General features: G+C 53.5%; 26 protein-coding genes, 6 tRNA genes and 2 other RNA genes. 17 read left to right on the top strand and 17 right to left on the bottom strand.

Translation table 11 applies throughout. The features are described from left to right. The first annotated feature begins 52 nt into the window (after nucleotides 1–52). Nucleotides 53–814 (top strand): nucleotidyltransferase domain-containing protein, encoded by a 762-nt coding sequence (locus EL29_RS11920; protein WP_028715442.1) that lies wholly within the window; start codon nucleotides 53–55, stop codon nucleotides 812–814. 143 nt (nucleotides 815–957) lie between these two features. On the opposite strand, the gene EL29_RS11925 is transcribed toward EL29_RS11920, so the two are convergent. Beyond that, a tRNA-Ala gene (locus EL29_RS11925) sits at nucleotides 958–1033 on the bottom strand. A 46-nt stretch (nucleotides 1034–1079) separates the two neighbouring features. Next, nucleotides 1080–1155 (bottom strand) — tRNA-Ala (locus EL29_RS11930). A gap of 360 nt (nucleotides 1156–1515) precedes the next feature. On the opposite strand from EL29_RS11930, the gene EL29_RS11935 reads away from it, so the two are divergent. Together EL29_RS11935 and EL29_RS11940 are read left to right on the top strand one after the other, a co-directional pair. After that, nucleotides 1516–2304, top strand: coding sequence for a formate/nitrite transporter family protein (locus tag EL29_RS11935; RefSeq protein ID WP_013026630.1), 789 nt, complete (start codon nucleotides 1516–1518; stop codon nucleotides 2302–2304). 112 nt (nucleotides 2305–2416) lie between these two features. Further along, the gene (locus tag EL29_RS11940) at nucleotides 2417–2770 is read left to right on the top strand and encodes a YfeC-like transcriptional regulator (protein WP_024471562.1); all 354 of its coding nucleotides are present in this window, start codon (nucleotides 2417–2419) and stop codon (nucleotides 2768–2770) included. A 121-nt stretch (nucleotides 2771–2891) separates the two neighbouring features. Here the strand turns inward: EL29_RS11940 and gltX are convergent, their stop codons facing one another. Continuing rightward, nucleotides 2892–4310, bottom strand: coding sequence for a glutamate--tRNA ligase (gene gltX / locus EL29_RS11945; RefSeq protein ID WP_013026632.1), 1419 nt, complete (start codon nucleotides 4308–4310; stop codon nucleotides 2892–2894). Nucleotides 4311–4580: 270 nt separating this feature from the next. Here gltX and EL29_RS11950 point away from each other — a divergent pair. The 7 genes from EL29_RS11950 to EL29_RS11980 all read left to right on the top strand — a co-directional run bounded on the left by EL29_RS11950 (nucleotide 4581) and on the right by EL29_RS11980 (nucleotide 5784). Continuing rightward, a tRNA-Val gene (locus tag EL29_RS11950) sits at nucleotides 4581–4656 on the top strand. A 47-nt stretch (nucleotides 4657–4703) separates the two neighbouring features. Further along, nucleotides 4704–4779: transfer RNA gene (locus EL29_RS11955), tRNA-Val, on the top strand. Between the two features lie 41 nt (nucleotides 4780–4820). Beyond that, nucleotides 4821–4896 (top strand) — tRNA-Val (locus EL29_RS11960). 4 nt (nucleotides 4897–4900) lie between these two features. Continuing rightward, nucleotides 4901–4976 (top strand) — tRNA-Lys (locus EL29_RS11965). A gap of 43 nt (nucleotides 4977–5019) precedes the next feature. Continuing rightward, nucleotides 5020–5151: non-coding RNA, RtT sRNA (locus EL29_RS11970), on the top strand. 31 nt (nucleotides 5152–5182) lie between these two features. After that, nucleotides 5183–5314: non-coding RNA, RtT sRNA (locus EL29_RS11975), on the top strand. A gap of 119 nt (nucleotides 5315–5433) precedes the next feature. Continuing rightward, the gene (locus EL29_RS11980; protein ID WP_013026633.1) at nucleotides 5434–5784 is read left to right on the top strand and encodes a FlxA-like family protein; all 351 of its coding nucleotides are present in this window, start codon (nucleotides 5434–5436) and stop codon (nucleotides 5782–5784) included. Here the strand turns inward: EL29_RS11980 and EL29_RS11985 are convergent. Continuing rightward, entirely contained in the window at nucleotides 5781–6701 is a 921-nt protein-coding gene (locus EL29_RS11985) for a LysR family transcriptional regulator (protein ID WP_019106048.1), read from the bottom strand. The genes EL29_RS11980 and EL29_RS11985 overlap by 4 nt on opposite strands. Before the next feature lie 95 nt (nucleotides 6702–6796). On the opposite strand from EL29_RS11985, the gene EL29_RS11990 reads away from it, so the two are divergent. Next, entirely contained in the window at nucleotides 6797–7804 is a 1008-nt protein-coding gene (locus tag EL29_RS11990; RefSeq protein ID WP_013026635.1) for a bile acid:sodium symporter family protein, read from the top strand. Between the two features lie 55 nt (nucleotides 7805–7859). On the opposite strand, the gene EL29_RS11995 is transcribed toward EL29_RS11990, so the two are convergent. The 3 genes from EL29_RS11995 to zipA all read right to left on the bottom strand — a co-directional run bounded on the left by EL29_RS11995 (nucleotide 7860) and on the right by zipA (nucleotide 11164). Continuing rightward, the gene (locus EL29_RS11995) at nucleotides 7860–8078 is read right to left on the bottom strand and encodes a DUF3820 family protein (RefSeq protein WP_013026636.1); all 219 of its coding nucleotides are present in this window, start codon (nucleotides 8076–8078) and stop codon (nucleotides 7860–7862) included. 1 nt (nucleotide 8079) lies between these two features. Then, nucleotides 8080–10098 carry an NAD-dependent DNA ligase LigA gene (gene ligA / locus EL29_RS12000; protein WP_014594249.1) on the bottom strand — a complete coding sequence of 673 codons (2019 nt, stop codon included), beginning with the start codon at nucleotides 10096–10098 and terminating at the stop codon, nucleotides 8080–8082. Nucleotides 10099–10165: 67 nt separating this feature from the next. Then, entirely contained in the window at nucleotides 10166–11164 is a 999-nt protein-coding gene (zipA, locus tag EL29_RS12005; protein ID WP_014594250.1) for a cell division protein ZipA, read from the bottom strand. A gap of 218 nt (nucleotides 11165–11382) precedes the next feature. Here zipA and cysZ point away from each other — a divergent pair, with 218 nt between their 5' ends. The 5 genes from cysZ (at nucleotide 11383) to crr (ending at nucleotide 16335) form a co-directional block, all read left to right on the top strand. After that, nucleotides 11383–12144: a sulfate transporter CysZ gene (cysZ, locus tag EL29_RS12010; protein WP_013026639.1), complete on the top strand. Its 762-nt coding sequence runs from the start codon at nucleotides 11383–11385 to the stop codon at nucleotides 12142–12144. A gap of 145 nt (nucleotides 12145–12289) precedes the next feature. Beyond that, nucleotides 12290–13258, top strand: coding sequence for a cysteine synthase A (cysK, locus tag EL29_RS12015; protein ID WP_028715443.1), 969 nt, complete (start codon nucleotides 12290–12292; stop codon nucleotides 13256–13258). 388 nt (nucleotides 13259–13646) lie between these two features. Next, a complete protein-coding gene (ptsH, locus tag EL29_RS12020; protein WP_003848868.1) occupies nucleotides 13647–13904 on the top strand; it encodes a phosphocarrier protein Hpr in 258 nt (85 codons plus the stop codon). Nucleotides 13905–14064: 160 nt separating this feature from the next. Continuing rightward, a complete protein-coding gene (ptsI, locus tag EL29_RS12025) occupies nucleotides 14065–15792 on the top strand; it encodes a phosphoenolpyruvate-protein phosphotransferase PtsI (protein WP_013026641.1) in 1728 nt (575 codons plus the stop codon). Nucleotides 15793–15834: 42 nt separating this feature from the next. Next, the gene (gene crr, locus EL29_RS12030) at nucleotides 15835–16335 is read left to right on the top strand and encodes a PTS glucose transporter subunit IIA (protein ID WP_013026642.1); all 501 of its coding nucleotides are present in this window, start codon (nucleotides 15835–15837) and stop codon (nucleotides 16333–16335) included. 49 nt (nucleotides 16336–16384) lie between these two features. On the opposite strand, the gene EL29_RS12035 is transcribed toward crr, so the two are convergent. The 10 genes from EL29_RS12035 to EL29_RS12080 form a co-directional block, all read right to left on the bottom strand. Continuing rightward, nucleotides 16385–17737 (bottom strand): ATP-binding protein, encoded by a 1353-nt coding sequence (locus EL29_RS12035; RefSeq protein WP_013026643.1) that lies wholly within the window; start codon nucleotides 17735–17737, stop codon nucleotides 16385–16387. Further along, complete coding sequence (locus EL29_RS12040; RefSeq protein ID WP_013026644.1) at nucleotides 17734–18414, bottom strand: response regulator transcription factor; 681 nt, start codon at nucleotides 18412–18414, stop codon at nucleotides 17734–17736. Before EL29_RS12040 ends, EL29_RS12035 begins: the two co-directional genes overlap by 4 nt. 179 nt (nucleotides 18415–18593) lie before the next feature. Next, a complete protein-coding gene (gene cysM, locus EL29_RS12045; RefSeq protein WP_013026645.1) occupies nucleotides 18594–19475 on the bottom strand; it encodes a cysteine synthase CysM in 882 nt (293 codons plus the stop codon). A gap of 118 nt (nucleotides 19476–19593) precedes the next feature. Then, entirely contained in the window at nucleotides 19594–20682 is a 1089-nt protein-coding gene (gene cysA, locus EL29_RS12050; RefSeq protein ID WP_013026646.1) for a sulfate/thiosulfate ABC transporter ATP-binding protein CysA, read from the bottom strand. Then, complete coding sequence (gene cysW, locus EL29_RS12055) at nucleotides 20672–21547, bottom strand: sulfate/thiosulfate ABC transporter permease CysW (RefSeq protein WP_013026647.1); 876 nt, start codon at nucleotides 21545–21547, stop codon at nucleotides 20672–20674. The genes cysA and cysW overlap by 11 nt, the downstream gene beginning before the upstream one ends. Beyond that, the gene (cysT, locus tag EL29_RS12060; protein WP_014594252.1) at nucleotides 21547–22380 is read right to left on the bottom strand and encodes a sulfate/thiosulfate ABC transporter permease CysT; all 834 of its coding nucleotides are present in this window, start codon (nucleotides 22378–22380) and stop codon (nucleotides 21547–21549) included. Before cysT ends, cysW begins: the two co-directional genes overlap by 1 nt. Before the next feature lie 2 nt (nucleotides 22381–22382). Continuing rightward, nucleotides 22383–23396 carry a sulfate ABC transporter substrate-binding protein gene (gene cysP, locus EL29_RS12065; RefSeq protein ID WP_015699780.1) on the bottom strand — a complete coding sequence of 338 codons (1014 nt, stop codon included), beginning with the start codon at nucleotides 23394–23396 and terminating at the stop codon, nucleotides 22383–22385. A gap of 207 nt (nucleotides 23397–23603) precedes the next feature. Then, the gene (locus EL29_RS12070) at nucleotides 23604–24224 is read right to left on the bottom strand and encodes an RpoE-regulated lipoprotein (protein WP_014594254.1); all 621 of its coding nucleotides are present in this window, start codon (nucleotides 24222–24224) and stop codon (nucleotides 23604–23606) included. Between the two features lie 65 nt (nucleotides 24225–24289). Then, a complete protein-coding gene (locus EL29_RS12075) occupies nucleotides 24290–24751 on the bottom strand; it encodes a DUF2919 family protein (RefSeq protein ID WP_013026651.1) in 462 nt (153 codons plus the stop codon). Further along, nucleotides 24741–25166 carry a GNAT family acetyltransferase gene (locus EL29_RS12080; protein ID WP_006117810.1) on the bottom strand — a complete coding sequence of 142 codons (426 nt, stop codon included), beginning with the start codon at nucleotides 25164–25166 and terminating at the stop codon, nucleotides 24741–24743. The genes EL29_RS12075 and EL29_RS12080 overlap by 11 nt, the downstream gene beginning before the upstream one ends. Nucleotides 25167–25375: 209 nt before the next feature. Here EL29_RS12080 and amiA point away from each other — a divergent pair, with 209 nt between their 5' ends. Continuing rightward, nucleotides 25376–26221, top strand: a complete 846-nt coding sequence (gene amiA / locus EL29_RS12085) for an N-acetylmuramoyl-L-alanine amidase AmiA (protein WP_028715444.1) — start codon at nucleotides 25376–25378, stop codon at nucleotides 26219–26221. The last annotated feature ends 7 nt before the right edge of the window (nucleotides 26222–26228 follow it).

Genomic DNA, 26228 nt, shown 5'->3' on the forward strand with positions numbered 1-26228 from the left:
CGCACCTCCGCATCGTTCAGTTATCGACTGTGTTTGCCATACAGGAGCCATTATGAGTCTGGATCCACAGGGTTTTATTGTTACCCTGCCCTTTGCAGACGTTCAGCCCGCGTTTCAGGCTGTCATTGACGATGCCCTGGCCCACCTGAGCGCTGACTATCGGGATAGCCTGCACAGCGTTTATCTTTACGGCAGCGTAGCGTCAGGAAACGCCGTTGAGGGAGAATCTGATTTGGACCTGTGCCTGATATTCCGCCATTCACCTGATCAGGCGCAGCAAAACAGCCTGGCCGATCTGAAAAAGGCGCTGGCCGTGAAGCATCCGGTAGTGAGTAAAGTCGATTTTGATATCGGCACGCTCGATGAGGCCCGCGCGCCGGAGAACAGCCTTTCCTGGGGATTCTGGCTGAAGCACCATTGCCGCTGTCTCTATGGCCAGGATCTCTCTGTGCTTTTTGGGCTTTACAGGCCATCCCGCGCGCTGGCCTGGGCGATAAACCGCGATGTCACAGAGGTGCTGAGCGAGTATGCAACGCGCCTGTCCCGCGCCAGCCAGCCCTGGCAGCAGCGACCACTTCAGCGCGCGGCTGCCAGAAAACTGATTCGCGCCACCAATATGTTACGTAAAGATAGCGACACGGACTGGCCGCGCAGCCTTGAGGAGCACGTTGAGCGGTTCGTTGCGCGTTATCCGGGGCGTGAAGCGGCAATGGCCTTCTTTTTCGCAGAAAGTCAGGCACCACGGGCGACGGCTGAGGCGTTTATTCTACAGCTTAATGACTTCCGTCGATGGCTGGCGCAACAATTAGGCTGAATTCAGGCACAACGCCAGGTGATAAACGCCTGCTGTGTTGCAGAAAGATAACGTCAAAGAGGATAAATCGCACAGGCACGCTATATACGCTTGTGTGTGGATTGACGAAGAGAAATATCAGAAAGGCTGAGAAGCCAGAGATTTGGTGGAGATAAGCGGGATCGAACCGCTGACCTCTTGCATGCCATGCAAGCGCTCTCCCAGCTGAGCTATACCCCCACATCTGGAAATCATTTTTTCAGTGCCAAACTTTTGGGAAGAAGTTTGGTGGAGCTAAGCGGGATCGAACCGCTGACCTCCTGCGTGCAAGGCAGGCGCTCTCCCAGCTGAGCTATAGCCCCGAACCGAAAAAACCGTCGTGTTAAGCGACGGACGGCATAATATGCAACCCCCCATGGAGTGTCAACGGCAAAATCACATTCTGTGTTTGATCGCTGAAAAAGACGGCAAACTCAGCGTGATGACGTGCGTTTGTTTCTCTCCTGCCCTTGTTAACATCGTGAAAGGAGCCTGGTTGAAGAGTAACTTTTTATCGGCAGTTAAGTTAATTCACGGTTAAATATGTTATGGGAATTATCTTGTCTTCCCGGTAATGTCGTGTAAAACTTAGCCCGCTATCTAATACGGCTGCATGGTTTTCTCCAGCGCACCGTTCTTCAACCAGGCGTTTTCGCTCCAATACTAAAATCAATAGAGAATATATGTCGCTGCATACACCCAAAGAGATCGCCCAGCTGGCGATTCAGGCTGGCGTGGCAAAAAGCCATGCTTCCATTAGCTCCTTAATCATTCTTGGCTTCATGGCAGGTGCCTTTATTGCTACAGGTTTCTTGCTGGATGTTCATGTCATTAACTCTCTCCCTGCTGACTGGGGCTCATTTGGCGGCTTCTTAGGGGCTGCGGTGTTCCCGGTGGGATTGATCCTGACCATTCTGGCCGGTGGCGAACTGTTAACCGGTAATATGATGACGTTGCCTGTTGCCTGGTTTGCACGCCGTATTAGTGGCTACAGCGTATTACGCAACTGGTTCTGGGTAACGATTGCCAACTTCCTTGGCAGCATCGCTATCGCCTGGTTCTTTGGCCACATGCTGGCCATGACCGAGGGTGATTACCTGAAAAAGACGCTGGCGATTGCGAATGCCAAAGTCCATGCCGATTTCCTGCATGCGTTCATTTCTGGCATCGGTTGTAACTGGCTGGTATGTCTTGCCGTGTGGCTGGCCTTCGCCAGTAAAGATGTGGTCGGCAAAATTTTCGCGATGTGGTTCCCGGTCATGGCGTTTGTGGCCATTGGTTTCCAGCACGTTGTGGCGAATATGTTCATTATTCCTGCTGCGATCTTTGCCGGACAGATGAGCTGGGCTGAATATTTGCCTAACTTCGTGGCGGTATTCTTAGGTAATGCCGTCGGCGGTGCCGTTTTCGTTGGTCTGGCTTACTTCCTCGCTTTCCGCCCCGCAGCTGAGCAGCCAAGCACTGCGCAATAAACAATCCCCTGCCTTTTGTTGAGAGACAAAAGGCAATTTCGTTTCCTGTTACTTTCACGCGTTACGATTTGCTGTAATATGTATGGCTAATGTATTGAACAGGGACAGCATCGTGAAAAAGGAATGGCTAACTCCGGAAGAACTGGCAATCGAAACGGGCTACAGTCGGCAGACGGTGAACAAATGGATCAAACGCGAGAACTGGACGACCACGCCAAAACCCGGCGTTCAGGGCGGAAAAGCCAGATTGATTCATATTGATGAACGCGTGAAAAGTTTCATTCAGTCGACGCGCAACCTTAATGAACCCACGGCAAATTATACTCCCCCACCGAATTCATTACCTGCGTTATTGATAAGTTCTGTCCAGCAAATGAGTCAGAACGAGCAAGATCAGCTCACGGCGTTGATTTTGCGGGAAGGGATAAAAGGTGTGCTTGACCGACTGGGCATTCACGAACAATAAAAAAACCGGAAGCGCGATGCTTCCGGTTTTTTTTCGTCTCAGACAATCACGTCCCGCGGCCTGGCCTTCATCGGTTAATGCCAGAAAGCGCTCGGCCGCAAGCCGCCGTGTAAGAGAACGGTTACTGGCTCTGTGCTTCACGCTCAGCAATAAAGGCCAGTGCTTTTTCAATACGCTCAACGCTGCGGCTACGGCCAATGGCTTCCACCGTCACATCCAGTCCGGGAGACTGACCGGCGCCGGTGACGGCGACGCGCAGCGGCATGCCGACTTTGCCCATGCCCACACCCAGCTCATCCGCGCTCTGCTGAATAGCCTGATGCACCGTTTCTGCATTCCAGTCAGTCAATGCGGCCAGCTTGTCGCGAACCACTTCCAGCGGCTGACGCGCGACTGGACGTAAATGCTTTTTCGCGGCATCGGCATCGAATTCTGAAAAATCCTGATAGAAATAGTGACACGATGCGGCCATCTCTTTCAGCGTCTTGCAGCGCTCGCCCAGCAAGGTCACCAACTTTGCCAGTTCCGGGCCAGTGCGGGTATCAATGTTCTGCTGTTCAATATGCCACTGCAGATGGGTTGCCACGTACTCGGGCGGCAGCGCATTAATATAGTGGTGATTTAGCCACTGCAGTTTTTCGGTATTAAAGGCGCTGGCCGATTTACTGACCGCGTCCAGGCTAAACAGCGCCGTCATCTCTTTGACAGAGAAAATTTCCTGATCGCCATGTGACCAGCCCAGACGTACCAGATAGTTAAGCAACGCCTCTGGCAGATAGCCGTCATCACGGTATTGCATCACGCCTACTGCACCATGACGTTTAGACAGTTTCTTACCGTCGTCACCCAGAATCATCGAAACGTGGGCATAAACCGGTACCTGTGCGCCTATCGCCTTCAGGATATTGATCTGACGCGGTGTGTTGTTGATGTGGTCTTCACCGCGCACAACGTGGGTGATGCCCATGTCCCAGTCATCGACCACGACGCAGAAGTTGTAAGTCGGTGAGCCATCGGTACGGCGGATGATCAGATCGTCCAGCTCCTGGTTACTGAACTCAATCGGACCGCGAATCTGATCGTCAAAAATAACAGAGCCTTCCTGTGGATTACGGAAGCGCACTACATGCGGCTCATCAGCGGCATGATGCTCATGGCTGTCACGGCAGCGGCCGTCATAGCGGGGTTTTTCGCCGTTGGCCATCTGCGTTTCACGCAGCGCTTCAAGACGTTCTTTCGAGCAGTAACATTTATAGGCAGTACCCGCTTCCTGCATTTCATCAATGACGGCGTTGTAGCGGTCGAAGCGTTTGGTCTGGTAATAAGGGCCTTCATCCCAGTCCAGGCTCAGCCAGTTCATCCCATCCATAATAGCTTCGATGGCTTCCGGTGTAGAACGCTCAAGATCGGTATCTTCAATGCGCAGTACAAACTCGCCCTGATGATGACGGGCAAAGAGCCATGAGTAGAGTGCGGTACGAGCGCCACCTACGTGTAAGAAGCCGGTAGGGCTTGGCGCGAAGCGAGTTTTGATTTTCATTCAGTATTGCCTTAAATGCGCAGGTTCGTTGTCTGGATGACAAAAAACGGGTTAGACGCGAAAACAGTGCGCATATTCTAGCATCTGATGATGAATCCTCAATGCATGCAAGACAGCAGAGCGGCAGCAAAGCCTGTATTTCTGCTAAGAAAACCAGCACATTGGATAAAATCCCTACGGGATGTTTAAAATTAAACCGAACGCACAATTATGTTTTAAAAAGCGTTGACTCAAAATCAACTATCCCTATAATGCGACTCCACACAGCGGGGGTGATTAGCTCAGTTGGTAGAGCATCTCCCTTACAAGGAGGGGGTCGGCGGTTCGAACCCGTCATCACCCACCACTCTTAAGAAGGTTTAAGGTGGCCCGCAGTGACAAGAGATAAGATATGGGTGATTAGCTCAGTTGGTAGAGCATCTCCCTTACAAGGAGGGGGTCGGCGGTTCGAACCCGTCATCACCCACCATATCTTAGCCAGATGACACTCTTGTGAAGCAGTACCGAAGTGGGTGATTAGCTCAGTTGGTAGAGCATCTCCCTTACAAGGAGGGGGTCGGCGGTTCGAACCCGTCATCACCCACCACTTCGGGTCGTTAGCTCAGTTGGTAGAGCAGTTGACTTTTAATCAATTGGTCGCAGGTTCGAATCCTGCACGACCCACCAAATTTAGAAAAAAGCGCCTTCAGGCGCTTTTTTCGTTTCTGTGCGCCAGTGTCTATAGTGCGGGATGAGAACCTGCTGCAGGTTCGACTGAATCGCAAAGCGATTCAGGCTGATGCGTCAGCATCACCCGAAGGGCGAGGCCCACCAGGCCGAGGCAATCCTGCACGACCCACCAATGTTGAAAGGCGCCCTAAAGGCGCCTTTTTGCTGTGCGTAAAACGTGCGGGATGAGAACCTGCCGCAGGTTCGACTGAATCGCAAAGCGGTTCAGGCTGATGCGTCAGCATCACCCGAAGGGCGAGGCCCACCGGGCCGAGGCAATCCTGCACGAGCCACCAAATTTATCCGTCCTGACGCCAGACTGTAAGAATCTTTTCGTAAAATTAACATTTTGGGGCATTAAGCTTTTGCGGCAAGCGTCCGATAACCTAAAACGTCTATTTGCAAGGAGATCATAATGACAACGATATTAACCAGCACGCCGAGTATCGGAAGCAGCAGTTCATCAGACACAACCAACTCAAGTGATACCGCATCACAAATCGCCAGCCTGAATAAGCAGATTTCTCGTCTCAACGACCAACTGAAAAGTTTGGGTGACGATAAGACGATGACCACAGAGCAGAAAAAGAAGCAGCAAGATACGATTAAGGCACAAATCCAGGTTTTAGAAGCGCAAATCCAGCAGTTACAACGCAAAGAGCAACAGAAAGCTGAAGCAAAGCAGGCGCAAAAAGAAGGTAATACTGCATCTGCAGATGGCGTTAACCGCCCGACGCAGACCAATCAACTCGATGTCTATATCTAAAACGCCGGTCTTGACTCGCGTTGTTGCGTCAGCAATCTTGCCTGCTGACGCACCTCCTGCCAGATCGCTTCGGCCGCTGGCGTTAATGAGCGATTTTTACGCTTAATTAAAGTCAGGGTGCGATTGATCTCCGGATAAAGACGGCGCACCGTCAGCGCCCGTCCTGCCGGAAGCGGTAACGCTAGCGCCGGTAAAATGCTAATCCCAATGCCGGCATCGACCATAGGAAACAGCGTTGCGGGGTGTCCGATCTCCTGAACGACATTAACGTTGATATTTTGCTGGCGTAAAGCCGCATCAATTAATACCCGGCTGCCTGACGCGTAATCCTGCAGCACCATCGTCTTGCCGTCCAACATAGACCACTGCGCCTGTGCTACCTCGCCAAGCGGATCGTCCTCACGACACAACAGCAAAAAAGGTTCATCCAGAATAGCGCAGCCGTCAAAATCGGTGTCGTTAAGCGGTCCGATGACGATGCCAAAATCCACTTCAGCATTGCGGACGCTTTCTAACACCCACTGCTGTACGCGGTCGTGCAAAATGATTTTTATGTCCGGATAGCTATGCTGGCTGGCAGCAAGGCACTGCGGCATCAGGTGCGCAGAGATGGTCTGACTGGCCGCGATTCGCACCGTGCCACTGCGCTGTTCACCGTAGCTGCGAATATCAAGCAGCGTCGTGTTTATCTCTTCGAGCAGCCTTTCCATGCGGGAGGCCAGCTGTTGGCCCGCCTCGGTCAGCACGACTTCGCGCGTCGTCCTGTCCAGCAGGCGAACGCCAATTTCATTTTCCAGCTCTTTTATGCTGTGGCTTACGGCCGACTGGCTCAGACCAATAGCCTGCCCTGCCTGACTAAAACCGCCGTAATGCGCTACAGCAACAAAGGTGCGTAGCTGACGCAAAGAGTAATTCATCGATTTCTCACATAGATTAATCTAATAAATCAATTTTATTTCTAAACCCACATCGCGCACAATCACCTCAGCCTAAATTTAACCGGATTTTAACGATGGGATTTTTACGTATAGACCCAATGATGATAAAGCTTATCATCACCGTATTATTGGCCTCTTTTATTCCTGCCAGAGGTCATTTTGTTGACTTTTTTCAGTACCTGACCACCGCCGCGATTGCGCTGCTTTTCTTTATGCATGGCGCCAAATTGTCGCGGGAAAAAATCATTGCCGGTAGCAGCCACTGGCGGCTCCATCTCTGGATTATGTGCAGTACCTTTGTGCTGTTCCCGGCTATCGGTATGTTAATTGTCTGGTGGCATCCGGTAAAAGTTGGTGCCGAGATTTATACCGGCTTCCTCTATCTGTGTATTTTACCGGCCACGGTACAGTCAGCTATCGCCTTTACCTCAATGGCGGGCGGAAACGTTGCTGCCGCGGTCTGTAGCGCCTCGGCATCTTCCCTGCTGGGCGTATTTATCTCTCCCCTGCTGGTGAATCTGGTTATGGACGTTAACAACAGCGGACCGGGTGATGGCCTTGAGCAGGTGGGTAAAATCATGCTGCAGCTGTTGGTGCCTTTTGTTTTAGGCCATCTGTCACGTCGCTGGATCAGCGGCTGGGTGGAAAGAAACCGGAGTCTGATTGGTATTACGGATCAAACCTCTATTCTGTTGGTGGTCTATTCCGCCTTCAGTGAAGCGGTGGTAAACGGCATCTGGAAACGGGTTGGCGTTGATACGCTGCTGTGGATTCTGGCGGGATGTCTACTGCTGCTGACTATCGTTCTGTTGATTAACTACTTTGCCTCTCGCCTGTTTGGCTTCAGCCGTCAGGATGAGATCGTTGTCCTGTTCTGTGGTTCCAAAAAGAGTCTGGCAAACGGTGTGCCGATGGCGAACATTCTGTTCCCCGCCAGCGCCGTGGGCATTATCGTCTTGCCACTGATGATCTTTCATCAGGTGCAGCTGATGGTGTGTTCGTTTATTGCCGGGCGTTATAAGAAAACCAATGCATTGCAGGCTAAAAAAGATAAAGCCGCCGTGGTGGAATCGCAGAAATAACCGAAACGCGTAGAAAATCGCTGCCTCGTTTGCTCAATATAACGAGGCAGCGTAATTACTCACCGCGCTTCAGGGGCTTCACCAGGCCTTCCAGCCCCTCAATTTTAATCGTCAACGTCAGTTGCATCAGCTCACCTAAACGTCCTGAAGGAAAGTCGCCACTGCGGGCGAACCACAGCAGGTAAGGTTCAGGCAAATCAATCAGCACCCGGCCTTTGTATTTGCCAAACGGCATGACCGTGTTAGCTATTTCAACCAGATACTGTTTGTCCATGTCAGGCTCCCAGCAGACGAATCATTTCAGCTTCATCGATCACTTCGATGCCCAGTTCCTGCGCCTTCGCCAGTTTTGAACCGGCCGCTTCGCCCGCGATAAGCAGATCGGTTTTCTTCGATACGCTTCCACTGACTTTCGCGCCGAGTTCGGTAAGGCGCGCTTTCGCGTCGTCACGGTTCATCTGTGACAGCGAGCCGGTGAGCACCACGGTTTTGCCTGCAAACGGACTGTCAATCTCTTCCGCTTTAACCACCATCACCTGGGGCCAGTTGATACCAATGTCTTCGACCAGCTGGCGAATCACGTCGCGATTGCTCTCTTCTTCCATAAAGTGACGTACGTGCTTCGCCACCACGGTGCCCACATCCTGCACTGCGATCAGCGCGTCCAGATCGGCATCCATTACCTTTTGTAGCTCGCCAAAGTGGTTAGCCAGGTTAGCCGCGGTCGCTTCGCCAACCTCGCGAATACCGAGCGCATACAGGAAACGCGCCAGCGTAGTGGATTTGGCTTTTTCCAGAGCGTCGACCACATTCTGCGCCGATTTCGCCCCCATCCGATCCAGGCCGGTTAAGGTTTCACGGGTTAATCGAAACAGATCTGCCGGCGTCTTGACGTACTCTTTCTCTACCAGTTGATCGATAATCTTATCGCCCATCCCCTCGACGTCCATGGCGCGGCGCGAGACAAAATGTTTCAGCGCTTCTTTACGTTGAGCACCACAGATCAACCCGCCGGTACAGCGTGTGACAGCTTCGCCTTCGACGCGTTCAACATCGGATCCGCATACCGGACAGTGGGAAGGGAACAGGATTTCACGCGCGTCTTCAGGGCGTTCGCTGACAACGACATTCACCACCTGAGGAATCACGTCACCAGCACGGCGAATCACAACTTTATCGCCAATACGCAAACCAAGACGTTCTATCTCATCGGCGTTATGCAAGGTCGCATTGCTGACCATTACGCCAGCGACCTGCACCGGCTCCAGGCGCGCCACAGGCGTAATCGCGCCAGTGCGGCCCACCTGGAATTCAACGTCGCGCACGACGGTCATCTGCTCCTGAGCGGCAAACTTAAAGGCTACCGCCCAACGCGGCGCACGGGCGACAAAGCCCAGCTTCTCCTGCAGATCCTGAGAATCGACTTTGATCACGACGCCGTCGATGTCAAACCCCAGTTCTGCACGCTGCGCGTCAACCTCGTGGTAAAAGGCCAGCGCTTCATCCACGTTATGAACCAGACGAATACGATCGCTGACCGGCAAGCCCCACGCTTTAAACTGTTGCAGACGCGCCATATGGCTGCGCGGCATCTCGCCACCTTCCAGCAGGCCAATGCCATAACAGAAAAACGTGAGTGGTCGTTTTGCCGTAATACGGGGATCGAGCTGGCGCAGTGAACCCGCCGCGGCGTTGCGCGGATTGGCAAAGACTTTACCTTCGGTGCGGCGCGCTTCCGCATTCAGCTTTTCAAAGCCGTTTTGCGTCATAAACACCTCGCCCCGCACTTCGACGCGGGCAGGAATGTTCTCGCCTTTGAGCCGCAGTGGGATCGCGCGGATTGTCCGCACGTTGCTTGTAATATTCTCGCCAGTCGTACCGTCACCGCGGGTTGCCGCACGGGTTAACAGTCCGTCTTCATACAACAGGCTCACGGCCAGGCCATCCAGTTTGAGTTCACAGCAGTAGACCAGATCGTCACTGCTTTTTAGCCGATCCTGCACGCGCTTGTTAAATGCTCTGAAGCTGGCTTCGTCAAAGGCATTATCCAGTGACAGCATGGGCACTTCATGGCGGACCTGCTCAAACACCATTAAGGGAGCCGCCCCGACGCGCTGCGTAGGTGAGTCAGGCGTAATCAGGTCAGGATGCTGTTCTTCAAGCTCGCGTAGCTCGCGCATCAGGCGGTCATATTCCGCATCCGGTACTTCCGGTGCGTCCATAACGTGATAAAGGTATTCATGATGGCGCAGCGTCGTGCGCAGTTCGGTGATGTGTTCCTGGACGGATTTCATATAACCCCATCAGATAAAAAACCCCCGACAGGCGGGGGTTTATCATAACAAATTGAAAAAGTGTGGATTAGTCCCGGGATTCAACCACATCGCGGATACGCGCTTTGTAGGTTTCCAGTTTTTGTGGCGTCATCATACGGCGCTCGTCATCGAGAACCACACCGCCCACATCGTCCGCAATACGCTGTGCGGACTGTAGCATCAGCTTAAAGTTTTGATTCGCATCGCCATACGACGGCACCATCATAAAAATAGACACGCCGGGCGTGGTGAAATCAGTCATTTCATCCGGATTGAACGAGCCAGGTTTCACCATATTGGCCAGGCTAAACAGCACAGGGCCGCTGCCCGCCGGGCTGAGGTGACGATGGAAAATATTCATTTCACCAAACTGAAAACCGGCCTGCAAAATCCCCTGTAACAGGGCTTCACCATTTAGCTGACCACCGGAATGGGCGGCGACATGCAGAACCAGCACCGCTTCTTTCGGCTTGCTGCTGGTTGCAGGGCGCGCTTCAGGTTGCTTAGGCGGCGGCGGGCTGACGACCTCAGGCGCGGGTTCAGGCTCAGCCTGATAAACGGGATTGGGCTGAACGCTATCCAGCGGGTCAGAATCCAGCAGAGGATCTGCCTGTACCGGTGGCGCAACAAAGGTTGGCTGAGGCGCGGGCTGTTGGCGTGCAGGCGCTGGCCGCGGCTGTGCGGATTCAGGCTTAGGTGCTGGCGCAAACAGGGGATCGCTTTCCGGCGCTGATGTGGCAGGCTGACGTGCACGCTGTGGCGTTACAGGCGCGTGCTGCTCGTCTGGTTGCGTATCGCGAATATCATCGAAGTGAGGTTCCTGATGGTCGCGGGCATGGCGCACACGCACTTCACCCACGCCGTCATCAACGTCGTCGGTAAGCGTCTCATCATCATGTTCATCACGTTGTTTCAAACGTTTGTGCGGGCGATCGCGGAACACTGAAGAGCGCTCTTTACGGCTGGTCCACAGTCCGTGAATAAGAAGCGCTATAATGGCGATCGCGCCAACAACGATTAATATCAGACGCAAATCCTGCATCATTGTATTCTCTGTTGTTCCAATACCTTGCCACCGCGGCAAACTTTATTCTCTAACTGTATTTGCCCTGCCAGATAAGTGCAAGTCTGTGCAGTATTTTCTCACAAATAAGATAGACCACCCACGCTTTTTCGCTGTTTTTTTACCCAAACGGCACCTGGAGAGGTGAAAAAGCCAGGTTATAGTAGACGCGCCTTACCATCTTCAGGAGAACGGGCTTTATGGTTGTCAACAATTCGGTTTCCGCTTTTAACGGTTTGCATTACTTCAGCGAGGGCTGGAAGCTGGTCAGATTGCCCGGTATTCGACGCTTTGTGATTATCCCTTTACTGGTCAACATCCTTCTGCTGGGAGGAGCTTTCGTGTGGCTTTTTTACCAGCTTGATAGCTGGATCCCGCAGTTAATGTCCCACGTTCCCGACTGGCTACAGTGGCTGAGCTATTTGCTGTGGCCGCTGTCGGTGATTTCCGTGGTACTGGTGTTCAGTTACTTCTTTTCCACCCTTGCCAACCTGATTGCCGCCCCCTTTTGTGGGCTACTGGCCGAACAACTGGAAGCGCGCCTGACCGGGAAACCGCTACCTGACAGCGGCTGGGTAGGCCTGCTCAAAGATGTTCCCCGCATTATGAAACGCGAATTGCAGAAGCTGGGCTACTACCTGCCACGCGCGCTGGGCTTACTGCTGCTCTACTTTATTCCGGGCTTTGGGCAGACCGTCGCGCCCGTTTTATGGTTTATGTTCAGCGCGTGGATGTTATCGATTCAGTACTGTGACTATCCTTTCGATAACCACAAGGTGGGTTTTCAGCAGATGCGCCAGGCGCTGCGTCAGCACAAGACGGCAAACATGCAGTTTGGTGCACTGGTCAGCCTGTTTACGATGATTCCGGTCGTTAATCTGGCCATTATGCCGGTAGCTGTTTGTGGCGCAACGGCAATGTGGGTCGATCGTTATCGTGCGAAGCTTGCTCGCGGCACCTGAGCTAAATCATCAACTATCCTTATGCAATTTTTGGCAGGTCTTATTGCCATGAGACATATAGATATATGATTTCTTTCCTTCCGCCAGAAAGAAGAACAGGTATGCTCTGAGGGTTCCCAATAATTCATACAGTTAAGGACAGGCTATGAGCAAGATTTATGAAGACAACTCTTTAACAATTGGTCATACGCCGCTGGTTCGACTGAACCGCATCGGTAACGGCCGCATCCTGGCGAAGGTGGAGTCCCGTAACCCGAGCTTCAGTGTGAAATGCCGTATCGGTGCCAATATGATTTGGGACGCGGAAAAACGCGGTATTCTTAAGCCTGGCATTGAACTGGTTGAGCCGACGAGCGGCAACACCGGCATCGCGCTGGCCTATGTGGCGGCGGCACGCGGCTATAAACTGACGCTCACCATGCCGGATACCATGTCTGTTGAGCGGCGCAAGCTGCTGAAAGCGTTAGGCGCAAATCTGGTGCTGACCGAAGGCGCAAAAGGCATGAAAGGTGCCATCTCAAGAGCTGAAGAGATTGTTGCCAGCGATCCAGACAAATTCCTGCTGCTGCAGCAGTTCAGCAACCCGGCTAACCCGGAAATTCATGAAAAGACCACCGGCCCGGAAATCTGGGAAGATACGGATGGCGAAGTGGACGTGTTCATCGCCGGTGTGGGTACCGGCGGTACCCTGACCGGGGTAAGTCGTTACATAAAAAACACCAAAGGCAAAAAAGAATTGATCACGGTCGCGGTTGAGCCAACCGACTCACCGGTCATTGCCCAGGCAATGGCGGGCGAAGAGTTGAAACCCGGCCCCCACAAGATTCAGGGGATCGGTGCTGGCTTTATTCCAGGCAACCTGGAGCTGTCGCTGATTGACCTGGCAGTGGCTATCACCAACGAAGAAGCCATCTCCACTGCACGTCGTCTGATGGAAGAAGAAGGCATCCTGGCCGGTATTTCATCTGGCGCCGCCGTTGCCGCCGCGCTGAAGCTGCAGGAAGATGAAGCTTACGCCAATAAAAATATCGTCGTGATTCTCCCCTCTTCCGGCGAACGCTATCTCAGTACTACCCTGTTTGCCGATCTCTTTACCGAAAAAGAGCTGCAATAGCCCGAAACGGGTGCGGATAAATGCCTAAAAAGCACCCGGATGGGTGCTTTTTTGTGGCCCAGATCTCACTTTCACCATGTCGCAGATTGATTTCACTCACGTGGCTCTGGTATTTAGACTGCCAATTATTTCGAAGCCTGAAATTAATCCTCCTTTGAAGTGGATCAAGCTGAGTCAAGATTCAGATTTAGTGAAAGGGCAAATCACGGCATAATTAACCGGTGACGTGCTCAAATCGCTTTTTGACACTCAGCGGGAATGAAAGACTCATTCAAGCGCATTGTTAGACAGTAAGATGTATACCCGCGCACCTTCACAGGCTAAAGTTAGGGCTCCAGGCTAGACTTTAGATCCATAACACTAATCCTGAAAAAGTTGGGGAAATAGAATGTTCCAGCAAGAAGTTACCATTACCGCACCAAACGGACTGCATACTCGCCCTGCTGCGCAATTTGTCAAAGAAGCTAAAGCCTTCCAGTCAGAAATCACTGTCACCTCCAATGGTAAATCTGCCAGCGCTAAAAGCCTGTTCAAGCTGCAGACGCTGGGTCTGACCCAGGGCACCGTTGTGACCCTTTCTGCGGAAGGTGAAGATGAGCAAAAAGCCGTAGAGCATTTAGTTAAGCTGATGGCGGAACTGGAGTAATCTCCTTTCTGCACCGCTTTAAAACGACTCTTCTGCGCCATTGCGTGCAACATCTTGATCGCGGACAAACTGTCCGCGTTATTGCTTTCGTAGAGTACGTGTCCCACGACTATGGCAATGCAACGAGTCCAGTCAGCCATCGTGATTAAAAGGTAGGGTTATGATTTCAGGCATTTTAGCATCACCAGGTATCGCTTTCGGCAAAGCTCTGCTGCTGAAAGAAGACGAGATCGTCATCAACCGTAAAAAGATTTCAGATGATCAGGTTGAGCAGGAGATCCAGCGCTTTCTTCAGGGCCGCGGCAAAGCGGCTGAACAGCTGGAAGCCATTCGCATCAAAGCCAGCGAATCCCTGGGTGAAGAAAAAGCAGCGATCTTCGAAGGCCACATCATGTTGCTGGAAGATGAAGAGCTGGAGCAGGAAATCACCGACCTGATCAAAAAAGATCACGCAACTGCCGATGCCGCGGTGAATTCCGTGATTGACGCTCAGGCTAAAGCGCTGGAAGAGCTGGATGATGAATACCTGAAAGAGCGTGCGGCGGACGTGCGCGACATCGGTAAACGCCTGCTGCAAAATATTTTAGGTCTGCACATTGTCGATCTGAGCGCAATCCAGGACGAATCTATTCTGGTGGCGAAAGATTTAACGCCGTCAGAGACCGCACAGCTAAACCTGAAAAAGGTGCTGGGCTTTATTACCGACCTGGGTGGTCGCACGTCGCACACGTCTATCATGGCGCGTTCGTTAGAAATCCCTGCGATCGTCGGCACCGGTAACGTGACCACCTCCATTAAAAACGGTGACTTCATCATTCTGGATGGCGTGAACAATGCGATTCACGTCAATCCGTCTGACGCCGTTCAGGAAGAGCTGAAAGCGGTTCAGAACCAGTACCTGTCCGAAAAACATGAACTGGCTAAGCTGAAAGATCTGCCCGCGGTAACTCTGGATGGTCATCAGGTTGAAGTCTGCGCCAACATCGGCACCGTGCGTGATATCGCCGGCGCAGAGCGTAACGGCGCTGAAGGTGTCGGATTGTATCGCACCGAGTTCCTGTTTATGGATCGCGATTCGCTGCCGACCGAAGAAGAGCAGTTCCAGGCGTACAAAGCCGTTGCTGAAGCGATGGGCTCGCAGGCCGTTATCGTGCGTACCATGGACATTGGCGGTGATAAAGACCTGCCTTACATGAATCTGCCAAAAGAAGAGAACCCCTTCCTCGGCTGGCGTGCTATTCGTATCGCGATGGATCGTAAAGAGATCCTGCATGCTCAGCTGCGCGCCATTCTGCGTGCCTCCTCGTTCGGCAAGCTGCGTATCATGTTCCCGATGATTATTTCGGTCGAAGAAGTCCGCAGTCTGAAAGCCGAGCTGGACATGCTTAAAGCGCAGTTACGCGAAGAAGGCAAAGCGTTTGATGAGTCAATCGAAGTCGGCATTATGGTCGAAACGCCTGCCTCAGCCGTGATTGCCCGTCACCTGGCTAAAGAAGTCGACTTCTTTAGCATTGGGACAAACGATTTGACGCAGTATACTCTCGCAGTAGATCGTGGTAATGATTTGATTTCGCACCTGTATAACCCAATGACACCGTCAGTGCTGAACCTCATCAAGCAAGTTATTGATGCGTCTCATGCTGAAGGTAAATGGACTGGCATGTGTGGTGAGCTGGCAGGTGACGAACGTGCTACACTACTGTTACTGGGAATGGGGCTGGACGAATTCAGCATGAGTGCCATTTCTATCCCTGGCATCAAGAAAATTATTCGTAATACACATTTCGAAGATGCGAAGGCGTTGGCAGAGCAGGCACTGGCTCAACCTACTGCGGAAGACTTAATGAACCTGGTTAACAAGTTCATTAAAGAAAAAACGCTCTGCTGATCCACGAGATGCTGGCCCCAAATTACTGCTTAGGAGAAGATCATGGGTTTGTTTTCTAAACTTTTTGGCGAAAAAACAGATAGCGCTGGGACAATTGATATCGTAGCGCCTCTGTCAGGCGAAATCGTGAACATTGAAGACGTACCAGATGTGGTGTTTGCAGAAAAAATCGTGGGTGACGGTATTGCGATCAAACCAAGCGGCAACAAAATGGTTGCTCCGGTTGACGGGACTATCGGCAAGATTTTCGAAACCAACCACGCCTTTTCAATCGAATCAGATAACGGCATTGAGCTTTTTGTTCACTTCGGTATTGATACCGTTGAACTGAAAGGTGAAGGCTTCAAACGTATCGCTGAAGAAGGTCAGAAGGTTAAAAAAGGCGACGTGGTTATTGAGTTCGATCTGGCGCTGCTGGAAGAGAAAGCGAAATCAACCTTGACGCCTGTTGTCATCTCCAACATGGATGAAATCAAAGATCTGACGAAGCTTTCTGGTCAGGTCATTGTGGGTGAAACCCCTGTGATTCGCATCAGGAAGTAAACGAAAAACGGCACCTGAGGGTGCCGTTTTTTTATGTTCGTTTTCCGCGTTAATCCGGCTGCCAGCGCGGCAAACGCAGCGTGAGCTCCAGCCCGCCTTCCGGTCGGTTAACGGCGTGCACTTCCCCATGATGCGCCAACACCACTTTACGTACGATAGCCAACCCCAGCCCGTAACCTTTGCCCATCAGCGGAGAATTCACGCGTACAAACGGGTCAAAGATACTGGAAAGTTTGGTTTCTTCCACACCCGGCCCCTGGTCACGTACGTGAATAGCCAGCCACTGCGATTCCACCTTCAGGCTCACATGAATACGTTGTCCCGGCAGCGAGAAGCGCAGGGCATTACGTAATACGTTTTCAATGCCACGGCGGCACAGTTCCGCATTACCACGCACCGTATGATCGGCGCGCTCATCAACGTCATACACGACATCCACACCGGGGATCTGCGCTTCATAACGTAAGTCTGTCACCACCGCCTCCAGCAATCCCGCAAGGTCAAAATAGTGTTCTCCCGGCATGCTTTCGTGTTCTGCACGCGCCAGAGTCAACAGCTCGCCGATCATCTTATCAAGTCGTTGCGCTTCTTCGTCAATGCGATCCAGTGAGGTACTGACATTCTCTGGCCTTTGACGTGCCAGCCCGGTGGCCAACTGCAGGCGAGCAAGCGGTGAGCGCAGTTCGTGAGAGATATCATGAAGCAGCGCCTCACGCGCCTTCACCAGCGTATCCAGCCGTTCTACCATGGCATCGAATGCCTGAGCCACGCTCGACAGCTCATCGTGGCGTTTACGCAGTGCCGGATAAAGCCGGACGCGTAAATCCCCATTAGCCACGCGCGAAAACCCTTCGCGTAGCTGTCGCATTGGCCGGGTCAGGTTCCAGGCCAATAGCAAACTGAACAGCAGCCCTACAGAGCCAGCAAAAATAAACATGGGTTCAGGTATGTTCAGAAAGTTGTGTGGTCGCCCTTCCCGACTCAGCTCACGCATTCCTCTGAGGTCGTACATCAGTTCATAATCGTTGCCGTCTGCACCCTTTACCTGACGCACCAACCGATTGGGGAAAAACGATTTATCAGTGGTATCGGAAACCGGCGGCGGCGCGCTGACGGCGGGCTGAAGGTCATCAACAGGACTTATGCTCAGGAACTGGCGTTCCTCAGGCGTCCACTCTGCTGTCATCACCTTGAGTGCGGCTGGCCCTTCACGTTCCAGCACGGACGTGGCTGATGCCATTAACACATCCGCCAGACGCTGTGTTACCTGAAGTTCAGGCGGATGGTGGCGGGTTCCGGAAAGTGAAAACCCCAGCCAGATAAGCTGGCTGATGATGAAAAATACCAGCCAAAAGCCCAGCAGGATTTTCCAGAACATGCGTCCGCGATAGCTGTGACTCATCGAATGCGATAGCCAATGCTGCGAACGGTTTCAATCGTAATGCTCTCCGCCGTGAGCGCACTGAGCTTCTGACGAATATTACTGATGTGAACATCCACGCTGCGATCGTAAGCTTCGCGCGGTCGGCCCAGACCTTTTTCTGACAGTTCGTCTTTCGTCACTACCCGGTCGGGTGAACGCAGCAGCAAATCGAGCAGGTTAAATTCTGAGGCGGTCAGGTCAAACGTTTTGCCCTTCCACTCCGTAATCCGCCTGGCAGAATTAAGGGTGAGCTCGCCCCACTGCAGTATCTCTTTTTTGTCCTGCTGCGGTGCAAGCTCCTCAACCCGGCGCAGGACCGCGCGCAAACGCGCAACCAGTTCACGGGGATAACAGGGTTTGGGCATATAGTCATCCGCGCCCATTTCCAGCCCGATGACCCGATCAATATTATCGCCTTTGGCGGTCAGCATAATTACCGGCAGGCGGCTTTGCTGACGTACCTGGCGCAGCACGTCGGTGCCGCTCATATCGGGCAACATAATGTCCAGTATCATGGCGCTAAACTCCCCCGACAGCGCTCCCTGAACCCCGGCACTGCCGGTTAACACCAGCTGAGCGTCAAAACCTTCTGTTATCAGGTATTGGCTTAACATGGTGCCTAACTCTACGTCGTCATCTACCAGCAAGATTTTCATTGTTATCTCTCATGCGTAACTGGCGCTATTTTGAACCGAGCCAACGTAATGCGCAGCCGGTTTTACGCGATCCTTACAGATGCGACTAAGCATAGTGCCAACACCGGTAAATAAAAAAGGCTTATGCGCCCTGGTGGGCAACACACGCCTTTTTTAACGCATCGGTATTGAGGAGGACGCTACTGATAAATTCCGGTTGAGAGATAGCGATCGCCCCGGTCGCAGACGATAGCCACCACCACGCTCCCCGGATTCGCCCGGGCGATGCGCAGTGCGCCAGCAACCGAACCGCCGGAACTGACGCCGCAGAAGATGCCTTCACGTCGCGCTAACGCGCGCATGGTTTCTTCGGCTTCCTGCTGTCCCATATCAATGATGTCATCCACCAACTCAGGGCGATAAATGCCCGGCATGTAAGCCTGGGGCCAGCGGCGGATGCCGGGAATGCTGCTGCCTTCGGTAGGCTGCAGGCCAATCACTTTAACGCCGGTCTGGTGATCCTTTAAAAACCGGCCTACGCCAGTAATGGTTCCCGTGGTACCCATGCTGGAAACAAAGTGGGTCATTCGCTGTTTCGACTGCTGCCACAGCTCAGGCCCGGTGGTTTGGTAATGGCCGAGCGGGTTATCCGGGTTATTGAACTGGTCCAGTACCCTTCCTTCGCCCCGTGCCGCCATCTCCTGAGCCCGATCGCGTGCGCCTTCCATCCCCTGCTCGCGGCTAATCAGCACCAGTTCTGCGCCGTAGGCGCGCATCGCATCCTGCCGCTCCTGACTCATGTTGTCGGGCATCAGCAGCCGCAGCCGATACCCCTTCAACGCGGCAATCATCGCCAGCGCAATGCCGGTATTGCCACTGGTGGCTTCGATCAACTGGTCGCCCGGCGTAATGTCGCCGCGCAACTCGGCCTGGTGGATCATCGACCAGGCGGCCCGATCTTTCACTGAACCGGCAGGGTTATTGCCTTCCAGCTTAAGCCAGACTTCACTGCCGTTGTCAGGCGCCAGGCGCTGTAATCTGATGAGCGGCGTATTGCCGATGGTGTCTTCCAGAGTGGTCACGATGCATTTCCTGGCAAAACCCTCTCCGCCCTGATCCAGGCCACAGCCCGGGTTATCGCGGTATTCAGGTCATTAAAAAGGCGGGACACTGTCCCGCCCTGCGTGAAAAAAGAAAATATCAGGCGCTGTGTGCAAAGGCAACCGCCCGTAACGGTGTCGCGCCCTGGTACAGTCTGGCCTGCTGCAGCCCCACGAACAGGCGCTCGCCGCGCAACGGCGCGGTCTGTTCACCGTCAAAGACCAGCGAGAAGGGCTCGCTCTGCCATCCCGTTGGCTGCACCACCAGCTGCCAGAAGTGACCACGAGGACTCACTTCTAAGACCTGAACGGGCAGCGGCGTTTCCAGGCTACTTCTGCGCGAAACGTCGATTTCCCACGGGCGCAGGAACAGATCGACCGCGCCCTGATGTGCAGAGGTATAGCCTAACGGCCAGTGGTGCGCCCCGACATGGAACTGAGAACCATGCACTTCACCGTCGAAGCGGTTAACCTCACCCAGGAATTCCAGCACGAAGCGCGTGGCGGGATCGCGCCAGACTTCATCCGGCGTCCCCACCTGTTCGATGCTGCCCTGGCTCATCACCACCACGCGATCGGCCACTTCCATCGCCTCTTCCTGATCGTGGGTGACGAACACGCTGGTGAACTTCAATTCTTCGTGCAGCTGACGTAACCAACGGCGCAGCTCTTTACGCACCTGAGCGTCCAGCGCACCAAAGGGCTCATCCAGCAACAGGATTTGCGGTTCCACGGCCAGGGCTCTTGCCAGCGCGACGCGCTGCTTCTGCCCTCCCGAAAGCTGGGCCGGGAAACGGTTCGCCAGATGGGAAAGCTGCACCATCTCCAGCAGGCGCGTGACGCGTTTTTTAATTTCCGCACTGGACGGACGCTCACGGCGCGGCAGCACGGTCAGGCCAAAGGCAATATTGTCGAAGACCGTCATATGACGGAACAGCGCATAGTGCTGGAAGACAAATCCGACCTGGCGATCGCGGGCGTGCAGGCGGCTGACATCGTGGTCGTGAAAACGAATCTGACCGCTGTTCTGATGTTCCAGTCCAGCAATGATGCGCAGCAGCGTGGTTTTACCGGAACCGGACGGCCCCAGTAAGGCCACCATCTGGCCAGACGGAATATCCAGTGAGATATCGTTCAGCACCGCTGTGCGACCAAAGGATTTGTTGATCTGGTTAATCTCAATGCTCATGATTGTCCTCCAGTTGCAGGCGTTTGTGCTGTTGCTCTAAACGCCATTGCACAATGCTTTTCAGAAACAGCGTCACGATTGCCATCACGGTCAGTAAGGCTGCGGCAGTAAAGGCGCCCACCGTGTTGTAATCCTGATGCAGTAATTCAACCTGAAGCGGTAAGGTGTAGGTTTCACCGCGAATAGAACCCGAAACCACGGAAACCGCGCCAAACTCACCAATCGCGCGGGCGTTGGTCAGCACGACGCCATACAGCATGGCCCAGCGAATATTCGGCAGCGTCACGCGACGGAACATCTGCCAGCCCGAGGCACCTAACAGCACCGCGGCTTCATCTTCATGACTGCCCTGGCTCAGCATCACCGGCACCAGTTCGCGCACCACAAACGGACAGGTAACGAAGACGGTGACCAGCACCATGCCAGGCCAGGAGAACATCACCTGAATATTATGGGCATCCAGCCAGCCGCCCGCCGGGCCGTTAATGCCCCAGAACAGGAGATACATCAGGCCCGCCACGACAGGCGATACCGCAAAGGGAATATCGAACAGCGTCAAAAGCAGCTGACGTCCCGGAAAGGTAAAGCGTGTCACCAGCCAGGCCAGCAGCGTGCCGAACACTAAATTCACCGGCACGGTAATCAATGCGACCAGCACCGTGAGCCATATGGCATGGAGCATGTCGCTGTCGGTCAGATTGCTTAAGGTGACGCCCAGTCCTTTATGCAGGGCCTCCCAGAAGATGGACACCATCGGCACGACCAGCAGCAGCAAGGATATCAGCGCACCGATACCAATAAGCAGCCACTTGGCCCAGTTAACAGGCTGGCGGTCGGCATGATTGAGTTGCGAAATCTCTGCCATTAATGGCCTCCCAGACGACGACCAAAGCGGCTTTGTAAGGTGTTGATAGCGAAAAGTAACAGCAGCGATGCCGCCAGAATGACCGAGGCAATGGCGCTGGCTGCCGGATAGTCAAACTCCTGCAGGCGCACGAAGATCATCAGCGAGGTCACTTCGGTTTTCCAGGCGATGTTGCCGGCAATAAAGATTACCGCACCAAACTCGCCCAGGCTGCGGGTAAACGACAGCGCGGTGCCCGCGAGTAAGGCCGGTGCCACTTCAGGCAGAACGACCCGGCGGAAGCTCTGCCAGGGCGTGGCGCCCAGCGTTTGAGCCGCTTCCTCATATTCAGGCCCCAGCTCTTCCAGCACCGGCTGCACGGTACGCACCACAAACGGAATACTGGTGAAGGCCATCGCGAGCGCGATACCGATCCAGGTATAGGAGATCTTGATATCAAAATGCGCGAACCACTGTCCATACCAGCCGTTCACGGAAAACAGACCGGCCAGCGTCAGGCCAGCAACCGCGGTCGGCAGCGCAAACGGCAGATCCATCAGACCATCGAGCAGCGTGCGGCCCGGAAAACGGTAACGCGTTAAGATCCACGCCATTAACATGCCGAATACGGCATTAAACAGTGAGGCCACACCGGCCGACAGCAGCGTGACCTTATAGGCTGCGATGAGCTGCGGATTGGTGACCACGTCCCAGTATTGCTGCAACGTCATCTGCGACAGCTGCATAATCAGTGCGCTGATTGGCAGCAGCAGCACCAGACAGGTAAAGAGCAGGCTGGTGCCCAGGCTGAGACCGAAACCGGGCAGGACGCGTTTTTGGCTGGCTGCAAACATGATCACCGCCCCGCCGCTAATAACTGGTCTAGCTCGCCACCGCTGGCGAAATGGGTTTTCATCACGTTATCCCAGCCGCCAAAAATGTCTTCAACACGAAACAGGTTCGTGGCAGGAAAACGGGCTTTTTGCTGCGCCATTAACTGCGGATTGTTCACGCGGTAATAGAAATCCGTAATAATTTTCTGCGCCGCAGGAGAATACAGCCAGGTCAGATAGGCTTTCGCTGCATCGGCTGTTTTATTCTGCTCGACGTTTTTATCTACCCAGGCAACGGGAAACTCCGCGAGAATATCGGTTTTAGGCACCACGACTTCGTAGTCGTCTTTGCCGTACTGGTTGCGGATGTTATTCACTTCAGACTCAAAACTGATCAACACATCGCCCAGACCGCGTTCAGCAAAGGTGGTCGTAGCACCTCGGCCACCGGTATCGAAGACTTCAACATTTTTCAGAAATTTTGTCATAAAAGCGCGGGTTTTAGCCTGATCGCCCCCGTCAGCGTTGCTGGCGGCGCCCCAGGCAGCAAGATAGGTATAACGTCCGTTGCCGGAGGTTTTGGGATTAGGAAAAATCAGCTTCACATCGTCACGGGTTAAATCGGACCAGTCGTGAATCTGCTTTGGGTTTCCCTTGCGCACCAGGAACGCCATGGTGGAGTAAAACGGCGAACTGTTATTCGGCAGGCGGGTTTGCCAGTCGGCAGGGATCAGTTTGCCTTTATCGTGCAGCACCTGCACATCGGTGACCTGGTTATAGGTCACCACATCGGCACGCAGGCCTTGCAGGATCGCCAGCGCCTGTTTGGATGACCCGGCATGGGACATCTTAATGGTCAGCTTGTCGTCAGGATGGCTGGCATCCCACTGGCTGACAAAAGGCGCATTCAGGGCGACAAACAATTCACGTGCGACATCGTAAGAGCTGTTCAACAGCTCGGTCGCGTTTGCGGCACCGGCCAGACTCAGCGACAGTGCGAGTCCGCTCACGATTTTTTTCATCGCTGGTAAGGTCATGGTTCACCCTGAGGAAATTTGATGCAGATCTCATCTGCAGATACAGCAGTTTATTTATAACTCAGCGTAAACCCGTAACGGTTTTATATATCGTTTGCTGATTTCAAAGTCGAAAAAGGCATAAGGCGGCGGGAAAAGACAGACGAAAAACAGAATTGGACGCGCAGGGCCGGTTATGCCCTGCGGTTGAGCGGTGTGAAAAAAGACTTAGCGCTGCCAGACAATTTTGCTGAGCGTCCAGCTCTTGAGTGTGTCATCCGACGGCATCAACCCTTCTGGCCCGTGCCAGGTTCCGCTGTAGACATAGCGAAGATGCTGACTGTTGGGCGCGCGGCACTCCACGTCACGGGTGTCCAGTCCGCTCGCCAGCACGCAGTTGTTGAAGGCTTTGTCGAATTTGGCGCTGAACGCGTCACCGATTTTGCTGCCATCGGCGCTGGCGATACGGCTGTCCAGCACCTCAATGCGATCGACCTGCGTCTGACCATAAATCACCAGCATCACTTTGCCGTCATCCATAGCCTGCCAGAACGACACCACCTGGCCGTTATGGCCGCGCATGCCCTGACGCAGATCGTACTTGCCTTTCAACCCCTCTTTTATGGCGGCTTCGGTCATGGTCGTTGAGCCATTGATGCCGCCCACGCCCTGCTCTGTGGCCGTAAGCGAGGAACCAAACCAGTTCCACGGCAGCGCGGCAGACCAGTGATAGCTCAGTGGATTCCACCAGCTTACCTGCTGGCTGCTGTTAGCATCAGTACCGGAGGAACTGGCACACCCACTGACCAGCATGGCCACAGTCAGTAACGTGTAACGAACAGCTTTCATGAAAACTCCTGTTAATAAAAGAACATTAAGGCAGAACTGATTGGAGTCGCAAAGCGGCAAAAAGTTTATTCAGCATGCGGTTGGGGTAAAAAGCAGGCGCGAAGCCGAACGCTGCTGAATAACCAGAGCAGCGCGAGCAGATCGAATAGCGTCAGTAACAGGGGAAGCGGTGAACTGAGGAAGTCCGCCAGATACAGCTGTGCGCCTTGCCAAATCAGGTTAATTGCTACGGAAAGCATCAACACCTGACGCCAGCTGCGCCACACTCGGGGCAAACGCGAACGATAGCCGGTCAGCAGCAGGCCCGCCAGCGCCGGTAAGCCAAGCGCCAGCCCTACCCAGAAGGCCTGGCGATCGGGATAAAAGAGCGCCAGAAGATCGTTTCCCTGCTGGCGTGAGGCGCCAGCCATGATCAGCAACAGCCAGGTACGCGACTGCAGCAGCAGAATCAGCCAAAAAAGAAACGGCAGACGCAGCTGACCTTTATCGTCGTACTCTTCAGGCGGCCAGACGGAATTAATATTCACGATCTTCGATTAAACGTTTACCCAGCAACACCACATCGACCGTTTCATAGTCGAGTTTTTCATAGAAGGCGACGACCTGATCGTTTTCTTCACGTACCATCAAATGGATTTTTGGGCAGCCGCGCGCAATGAGTTTTTTTTCAAGCCGGTTCATCAAGGCATTGGCAAAACCACGCCCCTGATAATCAGGATGCACGGCCAGATAGTAGGCCGCCCCGCGATGCCCGTCGTAGCCGCCCATGACCGTTCCGACAACTTCACCGCCCACTTCAGCCACCAGAAAAAGATCGGCGTCGTGATGCATTTTACGTTCGATATCCAGTTCCGGATCGTTCCACGGGCGTAACAAATCACAGCGTTCCCAGAGCGTGATTACTTCTTCAAAGTCTTCCTGGCGGAAGGTGCGGATTTCCATCTTCTTTTCCTGCTATTTACCACAATTTGCTGATTATCACGCTTTCTTCGTCGGGCGCAACCCTCCCCACTGGCGGCAACGTTAAAAAAAAGGGATTTGGCTGTTAGTGGGCTGAAATACAAAGTAATAACCTGAAATGCTTGAAAGATCGCCCTGGCGCTAACGTTACGCTATAACACTTTGCATGATTGTTGCTTATGGACCTGCACATGCATTTGCTTAAACGTTTGATTCACCGCCGCCAGCTTCTGCTGTCAGGACTGGCGCTGGCTGTTTTGTCCCCGCGCGCCGTTCAGGCGAAAGAACAGCAGGCTTCGCTCTCTTCTCGTCACTCCTCACCCAAGCCACCCACCAGTAACGGTAAACGCATTGTGATGATCGATCCGGGGCACGGCGGGATTGATTCGGGTGCGGTAGGCGAAGAAGGCGCGGAAGAGAAACATATCGTCCTGGAAATTGCCAATAACGTGCGCCGTGAACTGCAGTCCCATCCGCGCATTGAGGTGCGGCTGACGCGCGACAGCGATCACTTTATTCCGCTTTATCAGCGCGTGGAAATTGCCCATCAGCATGGCGCGAATCTGTTTATGTCCATCCATGCCGATGGCTACACCAGCCCCGATGCCAACGGCGCCTCAGTCTTCGCCCTGTCCAACCGCGGTGCCAGCAGTAGCATGGCGCGCTATCTGTCAAACAGAGAGAACGATGCCGACAAGGTCGGTGGCGCAAAGGTGGAAGCGCAGGATCACTATCTGCAGCAGATCCTCTTTGACCTGGTGCAAACGGATACCATTAAGAACAGCCTGACGCTGGGTAAACATGTGCTGGATCAGATCCGTCCGGTGCACCACCTTCACAGTCAGCACACGGAACAGGCCGCTTTTGCCGTATTAAAATCCCCGTCGATTCCCTCGGTACTGGTGGAAACCTCGTTTATCACCAACCCACGGGAAGAGCAGCTATTGGGCACCAGCGCGTTTCGTCAAAAAATCGCGTCGGCTATCGCCACGGGAATAATCAACTACTTTGATGAGTACGATCGCCGAATGTCATAATGAATCA

The organism is Pantoea ananatis LMG 2665, assembly GCF_000710035.2.
GTDB lineage: Bacteria > Pseudomonadota > Gammaproteobacteria > Enterobacterales > Enterobacteriaceae > Pantoea > Pantoea ananatis.